This window comes from Mesorhizobium calcicola, from assembly GCF_042682105.1.
Lineage (GTDB): Bacteria > Pseudomonadota > Alphaproteobacteria > Rhizobiales > Rhizobiaceae > Mesorhizobium > Mesorhizobium calcicola.
In genome coordinates this window covers 20594-39396 of the sequence record NZ_JBHUGY010000025.1, presented here as the reverse complement: position 1 = coordinate 39396, position 18803 = coordinate 20594, and the positions used below count along the sequence as shown (strand labels likewise).

Here is an 18803-nt window from a genome sequence, read left to right as displayed (position 1 = left end):
CGCCCGCGCCTTCAAGCAAGCACAAGCCCATGAAAACTGCAAAAATGTGACCGCCGCTTTTGTACAGATGAAAACGAGATCTGCACAACTGCGCGTTCTTCATTAGCAGAAACGGACATGCGGCGTAAGATTTGTCAGCTGTCGGTCTCGTCGCCAGACCTCGCGGCGATCACACAAATGCGTGAAGAGACCTGTGCCCGAAGCGGGGCGGATGCCCGCCTGGCCGGCCCGGTCGATCGTGCATCCGGCACGGCCATCGCGGCCGTCCGCGCGGATTGTCTCGTCGTGCTGGAAAGAGAATTGCTTCCAGATGGGCGGATCATGGTCTAGAAGCGTGTCTTCCCGCCGACTGAAAGGCTGACCATGGTACCGAGAGCCGACGACCTGATCGACCGCCGCCGCTTGCGGCGCAAACTGACATTCTGGCGCGTTGCGGCCATCGGCATCGTGGCACTCGGGGTGATTGCGCTTTCGGTCTGGTTCTACGGCGACGACTTCGCCGGCGCGGCCGTCGACCATATCGCCAAGGTCAGGATCGAAGGCACCATCACCGAGGACGAGGAACTGATCAAGCGGCTGGAAACCATCCGCCAGTCGTCGAAGGTGAAAGGCGTGATCCTGTCGATCGATTCGCCCGGCGGCACCACAGTCGGCGGTGAATCGATCTATGAAGAGGTGCGCAAGCTGGCAGCCGACAAGCCGGTGGTCGCGGAAGTCGGCACGCTCGCCGCATCGGCGGGCTACATGATCGCCAGTGCCGCCGATCACATCGTTGCCCGCAAGACCTCGATCGTCGGCTCGATTGGCGTGCTGATCCAGTATCCGGACGTCAGCGGCCTGATGGACAAGCTCGGCGTCAAGCTGGAGGAAGTGAAATCCTCGCCGCTGAAAGCCTCGCCGTCTCCCTTCAAGCCGACCAATGACGACGAACGCGCCATGGTCCGCAAGCTCATCCTCGACAGCTACGACTGGTTCGTCGGCATCGTTGCCGAACGCCGCAAGATGACCCGCGAGCAGGCGCTGGCGCTTGCCGACGGCTCGATCTTCACCGGTCGCCAGGGCGTCGCCAACGGGCTGATCGATGCCGTCGGCGGCGAGACCGAAGCGGTCGACTGGCTGGCGACCAAGGGCGTCGATGCCAAACTCAAGGTGGTCGAGTGGAAGGACACGGAACAGCGCGGCGGCTTCCTGTTCTCGAAAGCGATGGCGCAAACGATCGGCAGCGCGCTCGGCCTGCCGGCCTACAGCGGCGATGTCATTCATGAACTCGGCGCCGACCGCTTGTTTCTTGACGGTCTCGTTTCCGTCTGGCACCCTTGAGATGCCGTTTGGGGCGAGTGAAAAAGCAAATAAAATCATCCTCATAATTTTGACCGCACTGCTTTCACGGGGACCCGTCTGATGATCAAGTCCGAACTTGTGCAGATTATTGCCACGCGCAATCCGCATCTTTTCCTGCGCGACGTTGAAAACATCGTCGGCGCGATCTTCGATGAAATCACCGACGCTCTCGCCGAGGGCAACCGGGTCGAGTTGCGCGGTTTCGGCGCTTTTTCGGTGAAAAACCGTCCCGCCCGCACCGGTCGCAATCCGCGCACCGGCGAATCCGTCGAGGTCGAGGAGAAATGGGTGCCGTTCTTCAAGACCGGCAAGGAGTTGCGTGAAAGGCTGAACGGCGGCAAGTAGGCGCGGCGTCAGCGCCAGACGGCCTTTCGGAGAGGCCAGCTTCCGACGGAAAACATCATGTTCAATCGCTTCATGCTCATCGTGGTCTTCGTGCCCCTGGCGATCATCCTGATCGCGCTCGCCGTGGCCAATCGCGAACTGGTCTCCTTCACGCTGGACCCGTTCAATCCCGGCAATCCAAAGCTGACGCTGACCTTGCCGCTGTTCATCTTCCTGTTCCTGGCTCTCGCCGTCGGCATGGTCGTCGGCAGCCTGGCGACCTGGGTCAAGCAGGGCCGCTATCGCAAGCTGGCGCGCCAGCGCGGCGTCGAGGCCGAGAACCTGCGCCAGGCGGTCAGCCGCGCGCCGGCGGCACCGCAAGGCTCGCCCCAAGGGTCGGCCCAAGGGTCGGCCGAAGGGTCGGCCGAAGGGTCGGCCCAGGGATCGACATTGCCGAAGCCGACGAGTTGAAACGTCGGCCGGGGATGAAGTTGCCGGCTCTCGCAACATTTTTCAGGCGATGGGCAAGACCCTTGGCCTGATCCTGTTCTTCGAGCGTGAAGCATCATCCCGATAAGGGAAGCCGGTTTTCGGGATGTTCAAACAATAAACAAGACGACGGAGCGTATTTGACTTCGAACTCATGTAAAATGCTCCAAGGTCACAGGCTCTGACATCGGTCCGGGCGTAGACCTTTGGGGGGTGAAACATGGCGGGGAATATAGCTTTCGGCATGGTGCCGCGACTGCCCGACAAATGGTGGGATGGCACTGACGCCGACACGGTCTGGCCGACCTGGGGCAAGAACACCTTGTATCTATGGGGTGCCAATTCCGGCAATCAGTTCATAGCCCGCGGGCAACCGCTGAACGGCGGCGGCATGGCGAGCGTCCAGAAGGGTCCGACACGCGGCCGGGGCCACCCGCAATATATCGGCATCGACACGATGGAGCTGTCGCCAAAGGCCAATGACGGTGTCTTCGATAGCCTCAAAACCAGCCTGAACGGCGGCGAGGACATCGTCGTGCCGGTCTATATGAAGCACGGCGATGCCAACAATGGCAGTTTCGGCCTCGGCACCGGCTACGGCCTCGACGTCCAGGATCACGTCCAGATCCACGCTTATGTCTGGGCAAAGCTGCTGGAATTGATCGTTGTCGCCGCAAAGACCGACATCCCCTCGGTGATGTGGACGCCTGATGTCACCCAGGCGACGCACGAATTGAGGAACAGCACGCGCGTGGCCTTGCCCGACCTGGCGGCGGTGAAAGCCTGGGCTGCCACGCTTGCCGCGGCGAGTTGATCATCGCTTGACCGGCATGCCCCGACGGGGCATTCCAGCCATTCGATGATAGCGGGGTGATGCCATGAGGATGATTGATGCCGACGCGGTCGACCGTGCGCTCAGTTTTTCCGGCCTGGTCGAGACGCTGCGCGCGGCCTTTCGCGATGGTGCAGTGCAACCGGTAAGGCATCACCATACGGTCGAACGGCCCGACGGCGCCGCCTCGACACTGCTTTTGATGCCGGCATGGACCGATTTCAACGCCGCCGGCACGTCGGCCAGCGGTCACATCGGCGTCAAGATCGTCACCGTCTCGCCCGACAACAACACCATCGGCAAGCCCGCGGTGATGGGCCTCTATCTTCTGCTCAACGGTGCCACCGGCGAACCTGAAGCCTTGATCGACGGCCAGCGGCTGACGCAGTGGCGCACCGCCTGCGCTTCGGCGCTCGCGGCCTCCTATCTCGCCCGCGACGATGCCTCGAGGCTGCTTGTGGTCGGCGCCGGCGCGCTGTCGCCCTTCCTCGCCAAGGCGCATTGCGCCGTGCGGCCGATCAAGGCCATCCGCATCTGGAACCGCACCCCGGCCAATGCCGAGAAGGTCGCCGCCGATCTGTGCGCCGAAGGCTTCGCGGCCAGCGCCGCAAGCGACCTCGACGCCGAACTTGGGCAGGCCGACATCATCTCCTCGGCGACGATCACCGCCACACCGCTGATCAAGGGCGCCCTGTTGCGGCCGGGAACCCATGTCGACCTGGTCGGCGGCTTCACCCCGACGATGCGCGAAAGCGATGATGACGCGATCGCGATTGCCCGCGTCTATGTCGACACCCGCGCCGGCGCCACCAAGGAGGCTGGCGACATCGTCCAGCCACTGGCCTCCGGCGTGCTGAAGCCGGACGCCATCGTCGCCGATCTGCACGAACTGGCGCGCGGCCAGAAGAAGGGTCGCGAGAGCGCAGGTGAGATCACGCTGTTCAAGTCGGTCGGCGCAGCGCTTGAGGACCTTGCCGCCGGCATTGCCGTCTACAAGGCACTCAAGGCCTAGAGCACGTCCCGCGATCAATGAATCGATTGTGATGTGACGTCGGGCTTCGCGGGTGATTCAACATCCACTTTGATGAGGTGGATGATGGGAAGAGCACTGAGCGACGATCTTCGATCGCGGGTCTTGAAGGCTTCGGACGCGGGCATGTCTGCCCGGCAGGCGGCGGCGCGGTTCGGCGTCGGCATATCGAGTGCAATCCGGTGGATCGCACGGGCGAAGATCGGCGAGCGGACGCCGCGGCCGCAAGGCCGTCGACGCGCGTCCAGCCTCGATGCGCATAAAGCCTTCATCGTGGGGTTGATCGATGAGCGCAAGGACATCACGCTGAACGAGATGGTAGAGCGGCTGGCGGTCGAGCGATCGGCTCGGATCAGTCGCAGCGCCTTAAGCGCCTGGCTTGGCCGGCACGGCTGGACGTTCAAAAAAAGTCCGCACATGCACTGGAGCAGGATCGTCCCGACATCCTGAAGCGCCGTCGTGCGTGGTTCGACGGCCAACTCGACCTCGATCCGGCAAAGCTGGTGTTCATCGATGAAACTGGACTATCGACCAAGATGGCCCGGCTGCGGGGCCGTGCGCCATGCGGTGAGCGTTGCCGGGCGGGCGTGCCGCACGGCCATTGGAAAACCACCACCTTCACCGGCGCACTGCGGCTGACGGGCATGACCGCCCCGTTCGTCTATGACGGCGCCATGAACGGCAACGTATTCCTGGCCTATGTCGAGCAGGTGCTGGTCCCGACCCTGTCGGAGGGCGACATCGTCGTGATGGACAACCTTCCCGCCCACAAGGCCGCCGGCGTTCGCGATGCAATCGAGACGACCGGCGCGAGGCTCATGTTCCTGCCGCCCTACAGCCCCGACTTCAATCCGATCGAAAACGCCTTCTCAAAACTCAAGGCTCTTATGCGGGCCAAAGCCGAGAGGACAATCACAGCCCTGTGGACCGCCGTCGGATCGCTCGTCGACCTCTTCACCCCAGCCGAATGCCAGAACTACTTCAAGGCCGCAGGTTATGACCCAGATTAAACCGGACGTGCTCTAGTTTGCTGCCGCGGCAATTTTGGCGCCCATCGCCTCGGCGATCAGCGAAAAATCATGGGCGCTGATTTCGAAGAGGCCAAAGCGAAGCTGATAACCCCAATTCGACTTGCCGGCGGTGAAGTCCAGCCTGTCGAGCAGCGGCTTGATCGATGTTTCCTCGGCCTTTGTCCACTCGACATCGCGCCGGAACGGCGTGAAGCCGCCGCCCATATCGCCCTGATAGGGCTCGCCTTCCCGCACGGTGCCGATCGCCGTAAGGGCCTGCAGACCGTCCTTTTCGCCTAAAATGGTGGTTGGCGAATAATAGACGATGCCGTCGCCGGGTTTGACGCGGCGCAGCGGTGCCGCCTTGCCGTGATTGACCTGCATGAAGCCGCCCTGACGGCCGCGCCGGACGTGTTCGGCCGAGGCAACGGCGATCCAGTACGCGCTCATTTCTGTTCCCCATTGGCCTGTTCCCCATCGGACAGCCAGTAGACGCGCAGGCGATGGTTGTCGGGATCGAGCGCCACGAAGGTGCGGCCGAAATCCATGTCGGTCGGCGTCTGCAGGATTTTCAGCCCGCGCCTGGACCAGTCGGCATGGGCGGCATCGACCGCATCCGGCGTATCCAGCGCAAAGACGATTTCGGCGCCGCCGCCTGCTGCGGTCGCGGCCGGCTCCACCGTATGGCGCGACCAGAGGCCGAGCTTGAAGCCCGCGTCGAGCACGAACAGCACGAAGGTCGGCGAACTTTCGACCGGCTCGCGACCGAGCAGCGCGCTGTAGAAGGCACCGCTCTGCTGTGGTTGGTCGACATAGAGGATGACGAAATTCGGGGATGTCATGTCTGCTCTCCAAGGTTCAGCGTTTCGACCTGGCGACAATAGGATGGACTACTGTCAGATTCTGGCAGTAGCCGTCACGAGCCGCGCGGCTTGTCGAGCGTCGCCCGCCATTCCTTCAGCAGCGCCTGGCGACGACGCGGATAGCGCCTGTCGGTGGCCTTGAGCTCTGCGATGCGATCGGCGCGAAAATGCCGGAAATCCTGCCGCATCTCGCACCACGCCACCACGACCCGCACCTTGTCGAAGAACCCCAACGCAAACGGCCAGACCACGCGTTCGGAGGCGGCGCCGCCAGCGTCGCGATACAAAAAGCCGAGCTTGCGCTCGTTGCGGATGGCCTGCCGCACCAGTCCGAGGTCGATGCCCTCGACAGCTGCGTCGGGAGGTCCGACGAGCAGCGTCGAGGCGTCGAGATCCTCGCGCAGATCGTCCGGCAGCACGGCCGCGATCTTCGCCAGCGCGTTGGCGGCAGCGGCCGAGAGGCGCCGGTCCGGCTGCTTGGCGACCCAGCGCGAGCCGAGCACGATGGCCTCGATCTCCTCGTCGCTGAACATCAGCGGCGGCAGCATGAAGCCGGGCTTGAGCACATAGCCCAGGCCAGCTTCACCTTCGATCGGTGCGCCCTGGCCTTGCAGCGTGGCGATGTCGCGGTAGAGCGTGCGGATCGAAATCCCGAGTTCAGCGGCCAGCGCCTGTCCGCTCACCGGCCGGCGGTGCCGGCGTAGCGTTTGGATCAGGTCGAGCAGGCGTTCTGAGCGGGACATGATTCTCGGGACTTGGGACAAGGCCACGATAGAACCGCAGGAGCGCGGCAGGAAGCCAGGACGGTTTTCCCATCCGGCGACGCCGCCGCGCCACTTCGCTCGGAGGTCAGAGCCGAAACACCTTGACCTCATTGCCGCGCTCCAGCGCCTTGTTGGCGATGAAGATCTCCGCTTTCGACTGTTCGGCCTCGCGATCAGCGAGAACCCGCAGCATCGCTTCCAGCCGCCTCAGCGCGATCGCCCTGTTGCGGTGTTGCGAGCGTTCGTTGCGTGCCGTCACCACAATACCCGTCGGCAGATGGACGGCCCGCACGGCGCTGTCGGTGGTGTTCTGATGCTGTCCGCCGGGTCCGCCGGCGCGCAGCGTCTCAAAACGAACATCCGACACCGCGATCGAAGCCGCGGCAGGCGCCGCCGCCGCCAGGTCCACCGTCTTCACGCCGACGAACCAGTTCTGGCGCTTGTGGCCTGCACGCACCGGGCTTTTGAAGACGAACTTGACGGTGCCGCAATACTCCCGCGCGAGCGCTTCGGCGTTGCGGCCCTCGAGGCTGAGCACGGCGGATTTGGCGCCATGCCGGTCCGGCCTGTGACCAAAGGAGGCCTCGCAGGTGCAGCCGAGCCGAACGGCTTCCTTCTCGATGGTCTCCACCAGCGCCATCAAGGCGATGCGGCATTCGACCGGTCCGTTGCCTGAGGTGACGAGCATGTCAATCGCGGCCATGGTTCGCCCTCCTTGCCATACGTTCGCGAGATGGATTCTTGCGTGTCCGATCGGGCGGGCCTTCCATCGCCTTCTTGTAGGTCACCAGCGGCTTCATTGCCGCAAGCCGCACGACCAGGGCGGCATCGGCAAGGTCTTGAACCACCTGTCCGGCGTCCTTGTAGGCGGGCGCCGCTTCCTCGATGACCAGGTTGCGGTCGTCGCAGATCAATTGCCCGCCCCAGGCATTTCTGAGCAAGGCGTCGCGCTCCGACCTGTTGCGCCCGGCACGGCCGTGCATGGTGGCACGGTCGTATTTGCGGCCGGCACCGTGCGAAATGCCGCCGAGCGATAGGCCCGTACCGTTGAGCGCCCGCACGACATAGCTCAGGCTGGCGCGCGAACCGGCGATCGGTGCGACATCTCCCGCCCGTACCGCGGCCGAGCCCTTGTGGTGGACGAAACCATCGGCCCGGTCGCGGACAAGGTTATGCGGCACATCAGCCACCAGCCGGGCTTCGCTGCGCAAGGCGCTGGCCGCGCGCTCGGCGATCAGCCTGCGGTTGAGCGACGCCCAGGTGACGCAAATATCATGCTGACGACGCCAGTCCTTGCCCGCGGCCGACTCCGGATCGAGCCCGGCCGTCACCGCCGACTGGAAATCCAGCATCTGCCCGAAGACAAAGGCACCAAGCCCGCGCGAGCCGGAATGCACCAGCAGATAGAGCTTCTGGCGGTCGAACAGGCCTTCCCCAGCCGCATCGGTCTGGTCGACCGCTTGCAGCTCGCAGAAATGGTTGCCGCCGCCGATCGTGCCCAGCGCATCCGGATAGAGATCCGTCGGCAGGTCAGAGGCAGCGAGCGCCGCATGCGGGTCGATATCCTCCGCTTCGGTCCGGCGCAGGCATTCGACAGCCTTGTCGATCCTGAGCTTGCGCAACGGCAGGTCGAGCTCGAACAGCGACATGCCGCAGCCAATGTCGTTGCCGATCAGTTGCGGATGCAGCCGTTCTGACAGCACGGCAATGCCGGTCGGACCGTATTTGCCGGGATGCAGGTCTGGAAAGGCCGCAACCGAGGTGACGCCGGGCAAGGCCGCGACGTTCCCGAGCTGCTGGAGCGCCGCGCCCTCGATCCATGTCTGCGGCGAAAAACAATGCTGGATGTGCGCAGCAGGTGCTGCGCACGACGAAGGGAGGCCGAGGCCTCCGATAAAATTGCCCATGATGGAACACTTCTGGATAAAGGTCACAAACCGGACGCCGTCAGGCATCCGTTCGACCGGCGGCAAGTCAGCAAAATGCTGGCCTACGCCGGAACCCTCGAGGGGTGCGCGGTGAAGATGGTCGTCATCTTTCGCTCCCGTTCCAGAAACAACAATGCGGCCCCTCATAAACGAAGCGCGCGAAAAAACAAGCGTGACGCCTTTTCAACAGCAAACGACATGGCACCCGGCAGGAACACCTTCGGCATCCACCCCGTTGTCCCGAAATGACGGAGATACGCGGCTTTCTGCTGTTCTGGTGTGCCCTGACCGCCACCATCGCAGCGCTCAGCCTTGGACCGTCCTTCGCTCATGTCCTGGAATCGGTTCCTCGGCTGACCAAATGGTCGCCATCCCTCTGGCCTGAGACCACCGTTTTCAATGGCCAGTTCGTGCTGTTTGCGGATTGGCGCTCCCTTGGACACAGCTGCAATCGTCTGTCCGGGACTTCTGGCATGGCTGCTGCGTGCCGATCGTCCGGCCTTCTGGTTCGTGCTGGCTGCTGCCGTGCTTTATGCCGTCTCCCTGGCGGTGTGGTCTGTTCTGGTCAATCCGGCGAATGATGTTCTGGGGACGTGGGTGCCCGGACCTATTCCGGAAAACTTCGATACGATCCGGCTGCGTTGGGAAACCGGCCACATGGTTGTCACGGGCATCAAGGCCGCCGGTTTCGTATCACTGATTGTCGGCCTGCTTTCGATCGGGCATGGCTGACCAGTTGAAATCGTCGACAGATCGCCGTTTGTTGCGCACAAGGGTGAAGCTGTGGCAGAAGCGGGCCGAACCGCCGGAGATGCTGCTTCTTGAAGTCTTTTCGCGACAAACGCCGCGACGGCCGCCCGCACCAGCCGGCGAAGAGCGGGCCCCCGCAGCCGCGCCGGACGGAGAATCCGTCGGCGGTTAAAGCAGATACCAGGCCGCGCGAACCTCGTGACGTGAAACCGGATAGCCAGCCCGCGCCGAAACCAGAGCCGCGCGTCCTTGCCCGCCGCGATGGCGCCCTGCCGACCGAGCACCTTCCTGTGATCCTCGAAGTGGCGCCGAATGCCGATTATGCGCTGCTCGACAGCGGCGCCGGGCAGAAGCTCGAACAATATGGCCCCTACCGCATCGTGCGGCCCGAGGGCCAGGCGATCTGGCAAAAGGCCTTGCCGGCAAAAGACTGGGAGCGCGCCGACGCCATCTTCACCGGCGATACCGACGAGGAAGGCATCGGCCGCTGGCGCTTCCCCAAGACGCCGCTCGGCGAGACCTGGCCGATGAAGCATGACGGCATCGACTATCTCGGCCGTTTCACCTCGTTTCGCCATGTCGGCGTCTTCCCGGAGCAAGCCTCGCACTGGGACCACATGGCCGGGCTGATTGCGGCCGCCAAACGGCCGGTCAAGGTATTGAATCTGTTCGGCTATACTGGTCTCGCCTCGCTGGTGGCGGCCCGCGCCGGCGCCGAGGTCACCCATGTCGATGCCTCGAAGAAAGCGATCGGCTGGGCTCGCGAAAACCAGGAGATGGCCGGGCTCGGCGGCAAGCCGATCCGCTGGATCGTCGACGACGCGGTGAAATTCGCCGAGCGTGAGGAACGCCGCGGCAGCCGCTACGACATCATCCTGTTCGACCCGCCGGCCTATGGTCGTGGCCCCAAGGGCGAGGTCTGGCAATTGTTCGAGGACCTGCCAGATTTGACCGACCTCTGCCGTTCGATCCTGACGCCGAAGCCGCTTGCCGTGGTGCTGACGGCCTATTCGATCCGCGCTTCGTTCTTCGCCGTTCATGCCCTGATGCGCGACACCTTTGCCGGCATGGGCGGCACGGTCGAATCAGGTGAGCTGATCATCCGTGAAAAGTCCGCCGGCCGGGCGCTTTCGACCTCATTGTTTTCGCGTTGGGTGGCCTGAATGAACGAGCGGCATGCAGGCGCACCCGGGCTGGTGAAGGAAGTGACCAGCCTCGCCAACCCGCTGGTCAAGGACATCAAGGCGCTGGCCCTGAAGAAATTCCGCGATCAGCAGAATGCCTTCATGGCCGAGGGACTGAAGCTGGTTATCGACGCGCTCGATCTTGGCTGGCAGATCAGGACACTGGTGTTCGCCAAGGCCGGACGCGGCAACGCCGCGGTGGAGAAGGTCGCGGCGCGCACGGTGGCCGCCGGCGGCACAGTGCTCGAAGTGTCGGAAAAAGTGCTCGTCGCCATCACCCGCCGCGACAATCCGCAAATGGTTGTCGGCGTCTTTTCGCAAAAATTCCTGCCGCTGAAGGATGTCCGCGCCGACAATGGCGATGTCTGGGTGGCGCTCGACCGGGTGCGCGATCCCGGCAATCTCGGCACCGTCATCCGCACCGTCGATGCGGTCGGCGCCAAGGGTGTCATCCTGGTCGGCGACACCACCGATCCCTTTTCCGTCGAGACGGTGCGCGCCACCATGGGTTCGATCTTCGCCGTGCCGGTGGCCAAGGCGACGACCGAGGCCTTCCTTGCCTGGCGAGGCGGGTTTTCGGGCCTCGTCGCCGGCACCCATTTGAAAGGCGCCGTCGACTACCGCTCGGTCGATTTTTCCCGCGGCCCGGTGCTGCTGATGATGGGCAACGAGCAGCAGGGGCTGCCCGAAAGCCTGGCGGCGAGTTGCGACAGGCTGCTTAGAATTCCGCAAGCGGGCCGCGCCGATTCGCTCAATCTTGCGGTTGCCACCGGCATCATGCTGTTCGAGATCCGGCGCGGCGCACTGAGGCTCGAACCAATCGTGGACCCGCAATGAAGGTTGCCCGCCTGTGAGATCATGGTCCCCTTACGCGTTGCTTGTCATCGCGGCCATAGCGCTCGACCAGTGGATAAAACACCTGGTCGAGACCGGCCTGCCCTTTCAGGAAAAGCTCGACCTCGTGCCTTTCCTGGCGCTGTTTCGCACCTACAACACCGGCATCGCCTTCTCGATGTTCTCGTCCTTCGGCGACACCGGGCTGATCGTCATTTCGCTGGCGGTCGTTGCCTTCGTGCTGTTCCTGGCGACGCGCATCGCGCCGTCCCAGATCCTTGCCCGCACCGGCTTTGCGCTGATCGTCGGCGGCGCGCTCGGCAATCTGATCGACCGCGCCGTCTACGGCCACGTCGTCGATTACATTTTATTCCACACGCCGGTCTGGTCCTTCGCCATCTTCAACCTTGCCGATGCCTTCATCTCGGTGGGCGCGGCACTGGTCGTCTTCGACGAACTGTTCGGCTGGCGGCGCGAGCCCAGACCTTCGAACGATTGACCCCGTGCGGCCATCGCCGCACAGTCCATGTCGCCAAACAAGATCGCGGAGAAAGAGATGCCCGAAACCTTCAAAGCCATCCTCGTCTCGCGTGACGCCGAGAAAAAGCAGTCGGTAACCGTAACCGATCTCACCGAAGCCGACCTGATGGAAGGCGACGTCACCGTTGCGGTCGAGGCAACGACGGTGAACTACAAGGACGGCCTTGCCATCACCGGCAAGGCGCCGGTGGTGCGGCGCTGGCCGCTGGTGCCGGGTATCGATTTCGCCGGCACCGTCATCTCGTCTTCGCATCCCGACTGGCGCGCCGGCGACAAGGTCATCCTGAACGGCTGGGGCGTCGGCGAAACCCATTTCGGCGCGTTTGCGGGGCGTGCCCGCGTCAAGGGCGATTGGCTGGTGCCGCTGCCGCAAGGCATCAGCGCGCACGATGCAATGGCGGTCGGCACCGCCGGCTATACAGCCATGCTGTGCGTCATGGCGCTGGAGCGGCACGGCATCCTGCCCGATCGCGGCCCGGTGGTGGTGACGGGAGCGGCCGGTGGTGTCGGCTCGGTCGCGGTCTCGATCCTGTCCAGTCTCGGCTACCATGTCATCGCGTCCACCGGTCGCAACGCCGAAAGCCCCTATTTGATCAACCTTGGCGCTGCCGAAGTGATATCGCGCGACGAGCTTGCCCAGCCGTCCAAGCCGCTGGCCAAGGAGCGCTGGGCCGGCGGTGTCGACGCGGTCGGCAGCCACACGCTGGCCAATGTCCTGTCGATGACCTCTTATGGCGGTGCGGTCGCCGCCTGCGGCCTGGCCGGCGGCATGGACCTGCCGACCAGCGTCGCCCCCTTCATCCTGCGTGGCGTCTCGCTGCTCGGCATCGATTCGGTGATGGCGCCGAAGGCAGTCCGCCTCGAAGCATGGCGGCGCATCGGCACCGACCTCGATCTGCACAAGCTCGCCAGCCTGTCGACGACCATCGGTTTCGACGGCATCATCGATGCCGCCCGCGACATCGTCGACGGCAAGATCCGCGGGCGCGTCGTCGTGGATATGTGAACCGCTCGACTGCCTGGAGAAGGCGGACGGAATTGCCACGTCCGGTGGCAAATCCATCGTCGCCCCGGCAAAAAGCGCTCATCCGCTAAAATTCGAACGATCCGCCGCAATTTTCCATAATGTCTGTCTGGCAAGGATTTCGCATGATCGCGGAATCCGGCAGCCAACAGGCGGACACTGGCGAAGGCATCGATGGGGCGCCCCCACCGGTGTCGACGCGGCGCTTTGTCGCCGCGCCGCCGCTGGTGCCCGGACCGGAACCCGCCAGGCGGGAAGGCCGCCTTCCGTTCCTGGCCTTCGTCGCCATCGTCGTCCTGGCAGGCCTGGCGCATCTGACCGGGGCACCGGTCTTTATCAGCGTCGCATTGCTGGCAATCGGCCTCGCCGGCCTTGCCATGCATCTGCGCACCAGGCGGAGCGAACACCGCACCGCGGCGCTGCTTGACGAGACCACCGCCCGCAGCCGCGCCGAGATCGAGACGCTGGCCGACCGCATGTGGGAAATGCAGGAGAGCGAGGAACGCTTTCGCGGCCTGATCGACGCACTTGGCGACCTCGTCATTCATCGCGACCGCGATGGCTACATCGTCTATGCCAACAAGGTCTTTGCGGATCTCGTCGAAACCGACCAGCGCGACCTGGCCGGCAAGACGCTGGCTGAACTCGGCATCGATGTCGGCATCGTTCCCGATGCCGCCTTTTCCGACCATGAGTGCCTGAGCTCCACCGATGTCGCCATCCGCACGCCCAGCGGTCCGCGCTGGTTTTCGTGGATCGAACTGTCGGTGCGCGACAAGGACAGCGGCGCCGCGTCGCATCGCGCCATCGCCCGCGACATCACCGCCCGCAAACGGGCCGAATCCTCGCTGATCACCGCTCGCGAGCGGGCCGAATATGCCAGCCAGGCCAAATCGCGCTTCCTCGCCACGGTCAGCCATGAAATTCGCACGCCGATGAACGGCATCATGGGCATGGCCAGGTTGCTGGCCGACACCAGCCTGTCGCCGGAGCAGCAGACCTATGTCGGCGCCGTCTCGACCTCGGCCAGCGCATTGCTCGCCCTGATCGAGGATCTGCTCGATTACTCCAAGATCGAGGCAGGGCGCTTCGACCCGGAACCGCAGCCGATGTCGGTGCGCGAGATCGCCGACAACATCATCGAATTGCTGGCTGCCCGCGCCTTCGCCAAGGATATCGGGCTCGGCTGCCATGTCGAACCCGACGTGCCGCAATTGATCACCGCCGATCCGGGCAAGGTCAGGCAAGTGCTGCTCAACCTCATCGGCAATGCCATCAAGTTCACCGATAGCGGCGGCGTATTGGTGAGCATTGCGCGCGCGCGCACCGAAACCACCGACCGCATCTGCTTCACCATCGCCGATACCGGTCCAGGTCTGCATGATGAGGACCTGGAGCGCATTTTCGAGGAGTTCGAGCAGGCCGACGGCACGTCGACGCGCACGCATGGCGGGGCCGGCCTCGGTCTTGCCATCTCCAAACGCCTGGTGGCCGCCATGGGTGGCACGATTTCGGTATCGAGCCGGCTTGGCCAGGGATCCGAGTTCGTCTTCGAAGTCCCGGCAATATCGGCCACCGAAGCGCCGCAGAGCCGGCAGAACGCGCTCTCGGACAAGCGCGCGGTGATCCTGTCCAAAAACGCCGTCGAGGCCGATGCCATCGCCCGCACCATCCGCGCCAATGGCGGCGCGGTCGATGTCGCCACCACCGTCGCGCAGGCAGCGCCCTTCGCCGACGGCTGCGATGTGCTTCTGGTCGACGCGGCCATGGAAGAGAGCGACGGCAGGCTGCTCAAGCGCCTGCGCCAGAACGGTTTCACCGACTGCGAGGCGATCACGCTGATCGCGCCGACCGACCGCGGCATGCTTGGCGAGTTCCGCGCCAGCGGCTACGCAACCTTCCTTGCCAGGCCGGTGCGTGGCGGAACGCTTCTGCGTGTGCTGTTGAGCAGCAATGCTCTCGCACTCGCCCAGCCGCAGCCGGAAAAGCACGGCGCGCCCTCACTTCGTGCCGTCGGCAGCCGCCAGCGAGGCCTGTCGGTGCTGATCGCCGAGGACAATGACATCAACGCCATGCTTGCCCGCGCCACGCTGCTGAAGGCCGGGCATCGCGTCGAGGTGGTCGGCAACGGCAAGGCCGCCGTCGAGGCTGTCACCGGCGCCGGGCACAAACACCGCTTCGACGTGGTGCTGATGGATCTGCACATGCCGGTCATGGACGGGCTGGACGCGATTGCCGCCATCCGCCGCCACGAGGAGGAAACCGCCGCGCCGCCGGTGCCGATCATGGTGCTGTCGGCCGACAGCCAGGAAAAGACCCGCCATGCGGTGCTGGCTCATGGCGCCAGCGGCTTCGTCACCAAGCCACTCGACCCTGACGCGCTGGTCAATGCCGTCGAGGGACAAGTCGCGGCCTGAGCCGCTTTTCTTCCTCTGCGCCGACCCGTCTCCTCACATAACGCAGCCGGTTGACCGTATTCACCAGCCGACGAAGTATTGCCCGCGACGTCGTATCACGGTACTGTCACAATCCTGTTGCACCTACACCGTATCCCCGTGCCAAGAGGGATGGCTCGAAGGAGAATCACTCGTGCATACAGTTATGCCGGAATGTGACACTCGGCCGAACGCCAGCAGCGCCTTGCTTGCCGGACGTAGCGTCGATTCCGTCACAAAGGGCGCAGCACTCGGCCGAATCGGTAATCTCGAAGTGCGGCTCGCCCGCAACGAGGCCGAGATCGCGGCCGCGCAGGAAGTCCGCTACCGGGTGTTCTACGATGAACTTGGCGCCAGGAAGGATCTGTTCCAGGCGCAGGATCGCCGCGACGCCGACCGGTTCGACCCGCTCTGCGACCATCTGCTTGTCTTCGATACTTCACTTTCCGGCCCCGAACATCGCCGTATCGTCGGCACCTATCGCCTGTTGCGGCAAGAAATCGCAGCCGCGGCCGGAGGGTTCTATTCCGAAGGCGAATTCGAGCTGACCAAGCTCATCGCCCGTCACCCCGGCCAGCGTTTTCTCGAGCTCGGCCGTTCCTGCGTTTTGCCCGAATACCGCTCGAAGCGCACCATCGAGGCGCTGTGGCAAGGTATCTGGGCTTATATCAACCACTACGAAATCGGTGTGATGACCGGCTGCGCTTCCTTCCACGGCACCGTGCCGGCCGCGCATGCCGAGGCGCTCACCTATCTCGCCCACCACTGCCGGACGAATTCGGCCTGGGACGTGCGCGCGGTGTCCGGGCGTTACTGTTCGATGGATTTGATGCCGATTGAGGCGGTCAACGCCAAGGCGGCGATCGCGGCGATGCCGCCGCTGGTCAAGGGCTATCTGCGCGTCGGCGCCCGCATCGGCGACGGCTGCGTCATCGACCGCGAATTCTCGACGGTCGACGTGTTCGTCGTGATGCCGGTCAAGGAAATCGGCGCCCGCTACGTCAATTATTATGGCGGGGAAGCCCAGCGTTTCGCGGCGTGAATAGCGAATAGCGAATAGAAGCAATATCGGCCGCCTTCCCTATTCGCTACGCGCTTTCATCTTCACGGAATATCTTCCGGCCGCCGGCCGGGCCGGCTCTTGTAGGACGGAAACGCCCAGCCGAAACGAAGCGCGCCGCCGCGCACGGCTAACGCCGCGATGAAGCCGCCCAATCCTGAAACAATCTGTGGCAAGCCGGCGACATCGCCTGCAGTAAAGACGGCAGCGCCGACGAGCGCGGCCGTGACATAGATTTCCGGCTTCAGCAGCACCGAAGGCTCCCCCGCCAGAAGGTCACGCAGGATGCCGCCGAATGTGGCGGTCAGCATGCCGGTGATCACCGACACCGCCGGCGAGCCGGTGATGGCAAGTCCCTTGGCCGCGCCCATCACGGAAAACGCGGCAAGGCCGATGGCGTCGAGCCAAAGCAGCAGCTTGTAGCGGGATTCGACACGGTGCGCGGTGAAGAACACCACAACCGCCACCACCGCGCAGATCAGCACGTAGTCGCGGTTTCCCACCCAGAACACCGGCACGTTGAGGATCAGGTCGCGAAACGTACCGCCACCGATGCCGGTGACGCTGGCCAGGAACAGGAAACCGATGATGTCGAGCTGCTTGCGTGAAGCAGCAAGCGCCCCGGTCGCGGCAAAGACGGCGACGCCGGCATAGTCGAGAAGCGCGATGGGATTCATGGGACCAAGGGGAATAAGGCAGTAGGGGAGTATGGGAGTATGGGAGTATGCCAGTATGTTAGCACGAAGCTGCGCCGCCGATACGACCCCCTATTCCCCTATTCCCCTATTCCCTATCTAAGCGTCCTTCTCGGCCTGCTCATTGACAGGCCCAGGCTCGACTGGCGCTTCGGCGGCAACCTTCGGGCCGCCCTTGGCGACGCCGACCATGGCCGGGCGCAGCACCCGCTCGCCGATCGAATAGCCCGGCTGCACAACCTGGACCACGGTGTTGGCCGGGACATCCGGATTGGGCACTTCGAACATCGCCTGGTGGAAATTGGGATCGAACTTCTCGCCTTCCGGCGCGAGTTTCTTGACCCCATGCCGTTCCAGCGCCGACAGCATGGCGCGCTCGGTGAGGTCGACGCCTTCGATCAGCGCCTTGAAGCCGGCATCGCCCGATGCCTTGGCCTCGGCCGGGATGGCGTCGAGTGCCCGGCGCAGATTGTCCGACACCGACAGCATGTCGCGCGCGAAATTCGCCACCGCGTAAGTGCGTGCGTCGTGCACGTCGCGCGCGGTGCGGCGGCGCAGGTTTTCCATTTCGGCCGCGACGCGCAGCGCGCGGTCCTTCAGTTCTTCATTTTCCTTCAGCAGCCGCACAAGCGCTTCATAGTCGCCATCGATGCTGCCTTCCGTGCGCTCGACATTGGCCTCGGTCGCCTCGACTTCATCGGGCGCGCGTTCGTCTTTTGCCTGGTCGCTCATCGCCGTTTCCCGTCAATCTCGAATGGTATGGATTTTGAGCCCGATATCGAGGTTTGGCGGCCAAAAATCAAGGGGTAAGCGACAGTGGAGGCTCGCGGCCAGGGCAGAACGACAAACGGCAAGGTCTTTCGATTTTAATTCAAATTTTACCCTAATCGCCGGCTTTGCTTGCCACAAACGCGTGATGCGGGAACCATTCCCTTGCTGGAGGAGTTTCGAAGCCAACACAGGATTTGAGATGATGACCCGCAACAAAGCCGAAAAGGGCGAAAGGCTGGCAGCCGAGGTCAGGCGCCAGTTCCGCGCCGAGGCGGTAACGCGCTTTCTGCGCACCTTGCCGGCCTTCCGCACCGAGGCCGACATTCCCGACCGCTTGAGGGAGTTGCTCGACCGCCTCGACGGGGCGGAGGACGGTAACGTCGGCTGGCGCCGGCAGTAACGCAACGACCAATCTTGGCAACAAACCTCTATCGGCAATGGCCTGAGAGAACCGAACCATCTAATGATGGATGCGTTGTGGTTTCCATGGAGGACGTAATGCGCAGGGTTTCGATCACCTCATTGCTGTCGGCGCTGGTCGGCCTCGGCGCCGTTACATTGATGGCCTTTCCGGCACAGGCAGAGAGTCTGCAGCTGGAATTGGGCAAACACGGCCCGCGGCTGAAGCTCCTGGAAGATTGCGATCCCGACTACAACGATTGCGAAGACACCCAACGCTACTACCGGCGCGACCGCCGTCAATCACGCGGCTGCACGGAGGACCGAGCCCTCGACAAGGCGGAGCGAATGGGCATCCGTCGGGCACGGATAGAGTCCGTCGGCCGCCGGGAGATCACGGTCCGCGGCAGACAGGATGGCGACCGCGTGCGCGTGACTTTTGGAACCGAGCGCGGCTGTCCCATCCTCGACCGCGAGTAGAGATCGTCCCCCCAAAAGCGGAAAACCCGATACTCAGACGATACAGAGCA

At 63.9% G+C, this 18803-nt stretch carries 23 protein-coding genes and 1 pseudogene; 17 read left to right on the top strand and 7 right to left on the bottom strand.

The features are described 5' to 3' along the window. Positions 1–117 precede the first annotated feature (117 nt). From ACFSQT_RS15815 to ACFSQT_RS15785, 7 genes are all read left to right on the top strand, one after another. Complete coding sequence (locus ACFSQT_RS15815; protein ID WP_379020121.1) at positions 118–330, top strand: hypothetical protein; 213 nt, start codon at positions 118–120, stop codon at positions 328–330. Positions 331–363: 33 nt separating this feature from the next. Continuing rightward, positions 364–1320 (top strand): signal peptide peptidase SppA, encoded by a 957-nt coding sequence (sppA, locus tag ACFSQT_RS15810; RefSeq protein WP_379020119.1) that lies wholly within the window; start codon positions 364–366, stop codon positions 1318–1320. 81 nt (positions 1321–1401) lie between these two features. Beyond that, on the top strand, positions 1402–1686 hold the full coding sequence (locus ACFSQT_RS15805; protein WP_006200394.1) for an integration host factor subunit beta: 285 nt from the start codon (positions 1402–1404) through the stop codon (positions 1684–1686). A gap of 57 nt (positions 1687–1743) precedes the next feature. Beyond that, the gene (locus ACFSQT_RS15800) at positions 1744–2136 is read left to right on the top strand and encodes a DUF1049 domain-containing protein (protein ID WP_379020117.1); all 393 of its coding nucleotides are present in this window, start codon (positions 1744–1746) and stop codon (positions 2134–2136) included. A gap of 238 nt (positions 2137–2374) precedes the next feature. After that, on the top strand, positions 2375–2968 hold the full coding sequence (locus ACFSQT_RS15795) for a hypothetical protein (RefSeq protein WP_379020115.1): 594 nt from the start codon (positions 2375–2377) through the stop codon (positions 2966–2968). Positions 2969–3032: 64 nt separating this feature from the next. Then, complete coding sequence (gene lhpI / locus ACFSQT_RS15790) at positions 3033–3998, top strand: bifunctional Delta(1)-pyrroline-2-carboxylate/Delta(1)-piperideine-2-carboxylate reductase (RefSeq protein WP_379020113.1); 966 nt, start codon at positions 3033–3035, stop codon at positions 3996–3998. Positions 3999–4082: 84 nt separating this feature from the next. Next, positions 4083–5026, top strand: a protein-coding gene (locus ACFSQT_RS15785; protein WP_379018015.1) for an IS630 family transposase whose coding sequence is annotated in 2 segments (ribosomal slippage) — positions 4083–4419 and positions 4419–5026 — 945 coding nt in all. Because the reading frame shifts where the segments join, the coding sequence is not laid out codon by codon here. A 12-nt stretch (positions 5027–5038) separates the two neighbouring features. On the opposite strand, the gene ACFSQT_RS15780 is transcribed toward ACFSQT_RS15785, so the two are convergent. From ACFSQT_RS15780 to ACFSQT_RS15760, 5 genes are all read right to left on the bottom strand, one after another. Then, positions 5039–5476 (bottom strand): EVE domain-containing protein, encoded by a 438-nt coding sequence (locus tag ACFSQT_RS15780; protein ID WP_379020111.1) that lies wholly within the window; start codon positions 5474–5476, stop codon positions 5039–5041. Beyond that, complete coding sequence (locus ACFSQT_RS15775) at positions 5473–5868, bottom strand: VOC family protein (protein WP_379020109.1); 396 nt, start codon at positions 5866–5868, stop codon at positions 5473–5475. Before ACFSQT_RS15775 ends, ACFSQT_RS15780 begins: the two co-directional genes overlap by 4 nt. 74 nt (positions 5869–5942) lie before the next feature. Further along, complete coding sequence (locus tag ACFSQT_RS15770; RefSeq protein WP_379020107.1) at positions 5943–6632, bottom strand: helix-turn-helix transcriptional regulator; 690 nt, start codon at positions 6630–6632, stop codon at positions 5943–5945. A gap of 106 nt (positions 6633–6738) precedes the next feature. Continuing rightward, on the bottom strand, positions 6739–7356 hold the full coding sequence (prfH, locus tag ACFSQT_RS15765; RefSeq protein WP_379020105.1) for a peptide chain release factor H: 618 nt from the start codon (positions 7354–7356) through the stop codon (positions 6739–6741). Further along, positions 7343–8560, bottom strand: a complete 1218-nt coding sequence (locus ACFSQT_RS15760; protein ID WP_379020103.1) for an RNA ligase RtcB family protein — start codon at positions 8558–8560, stop codon at positions 7343–7345. The genes prfH and ACFSQT_RS15760 overlap by 14 nt, the downstream gene beginning before the upstream one ends. Here ACFSQT_RS15760 and ACFSQT_RS15755 point away from each other — a divergent pair. The 8 genes and pseudogenes from ACFSQT_RS15755 to olsB all read left to right on the top strand — a co-directional run bounded on the left by ACFSQT_RS15755 (position 8492) and on the right by olsB (position 16390). Continuing rightward, positions 8492–8830 carry a hypothetical protein gene (locus ACFSQT_RS15755; protein ID WP_379020185.1) on the top strand — a complete coding sequence of 113 codons (339 nt, stop codon included), beginning with the start codon at positions 8492–8494 and terminating at the stop codon, positions 8828–8830. The two genes, ACFSQT_RS15760 and ACFSQT_RS15755, sit on opposite strands and share 69 nt — an antisense overlap. Continuing rightward, positions 8827–9313 (top strand): annotated as a pseudogene (locus ACFSQT_RS15750) (DUF1772 domain-containing protein). Before ACFSQT_RS15755 ends, ACFSQT_RS15750 begins: the two are co-directional and overlap by 4 nt. Positions 9314–9402: 89 nt before the next feature. Then, entirely contained in the window at positions 9403–10494 is a 1092-nt protein-coding gene (locus ACFSQT_RS15745; RefSeq protein ID WP_379020101.1) for an RsmD family RNA methyltransferase, read from the top strand. Further along, on the top strand, positions 10495–11352 hold the full coding sequence (locus ACFSQT_RS15740) for a TrmH family RNA methyltransferase (RefSeq protein WP_379020099.1): 858 nt from the start codon (positions 10495–10497) through the stop codon (positions 11350–11352). It begins immediately after the preceding gene. A 13-nt stretch (positions 11353–11365) separates the two neighbouring features. Beyond that, positions 11366–11848: a signal peptidase II gene (gene lspA / locus ACFSQT_RS15735; RefSeq protein ID WP_379020097.1), complete on the top strand. Its 483-nt coding sequence runs from the start codon at positions 11366–11368 to the stop codon at positions 11846–11848. A 57-nt stretch (positions 11849–11905) separates the two neighbouring features. After that, complete coding sequence (acuI, locus tag ACFSQT_RS15730) at positions 11906–12895, top strand: acrylyl-CoA reductase (NADPH) (protein WP_379020095.1); 990 nt, start codon at positions 11906–11908, stop codon at positions 12893–12895. A 143-nt stretch (positions 12896–13038) separates the two neighbouring features. After that, complete coding sequence (locus ACFSQT_RS15725) at positions 13039–15330, top strand: response regulator (RefSeq protein WP_379020093.1); 2292 nt, start codon at positions 13039–13041, stop codon at positions 15328–15330. A 172-nt stretch (positions 15331–15502) separates the two neighbouring features. Further along, positions 15503–16390: a l-ornithine N(alpha)-acyltransferase gene (olsB, locus tag ACFSQT_RS15720; RefSeq protein WP_379020091.1), complete on the top strand. Its 888-nt coding sequence runs from the start codon at positions 15503–15505 to the stop codon at positions 16388–16390. Between the two features lie 62 nt (positions 16391–16452). Here olsB and ACFSQT_RS15715 read toward each other — a convergent pair whose 3' ends face one another. Further along, positions 16453–17085 (bottom strand): trimeric intracellular cation channel family protein, encoded by a 633-nt coding sequence (locus tag ACFSQT_RS15715; RefSeq protein ID WP_379020089.1) that lies wholly within the window; start codon positions 17083–17085, stop codon positions 16453–16455. A gap of 117 nt (positions 17086–17202) precedes the next feature. Then, entirely contained in the window at positions 17203–17835 is a 633-nt protein-coding gene (gene grpE / locus ACFSQT_RS15710; protein ID WP_379020087.1) for a nucleotide exchange factor GrpE, read from the bottom strand. A 238-nt stretch (positions 17836–18073) separates the two neighbouring features. Here grpE and ACFSQT_RS15705 point away from each other — a divergent pair, with 238 nt between their 5' ends. Then, positions 18074–18274, top strand: a complete 201-nt coding sequence (locus ACFSQT_RS15705; RefSeq protein WP_379020085.1) for a hypothetical protein — start codon at positions 18074–18076, stop codon at positions 18272–18274. A 98-nt stretch (positions 18275–18372) separates the two neighbouring features. Continuing rightward, positions 18373–18753: a hypothetical protein gene (locus ACFSQT_RS15700; protein WP_379020083.1), complete on the top strand. Its 381-nt coding sequence runs from the start codon at positions 18373–18375 to the stop codon at positions 18751–18753. Positions 18754–18803: the final 50 nt, after the last annotated feature.